This is a genomic window from Pseudovibrio sp. W74, assembly GCF_001623085.1.
Lineage (GTDB): Bacteria > Pseudomonadota > Alphaproteobacteria > Rhizobiales > Stappiaceae > Pseudovibrio.
On record NZ_LMCJ01000055.1, the window covers coordinates 848 to 1,080 of the forward strand.

Here is a 233-nt window from a genome sequence, read left to right on the forward strand (position 1 = left end):
GTTCTGGTTGAGCTGGCGAAAACCGACAAGATTGCCGCCACCGCTCTGGATGGTGAGCAAGCCCTGTTTGCTGCCCGTCAGCAAGGCATCAAAGGCCGCAAGAAGCAGCTTGGCGAGCAGATTGCTCAGCTGGAGCAGCAGATTGAAGGCTTGCAGGTGCAACGCGATGCCAAGGCCGAAAGCATTGATCTTGTCACTCAGCAACTCGCCGACTTTGCTTCTCTTTTGGAAAA

The 233-nt window shown here is 54.9% G+C and carries 1 pseudogene; it reads left to right on the forward strand.

Going from position 1 to position 233, the window contains the following annotated elements:
• Positions 1–233 (forward strand): annotated as a pseudogene (locus tag PsW74_RS29485) (HlyD family type I secretion periplasmic adaptor subunit); the annotation flags it as partial.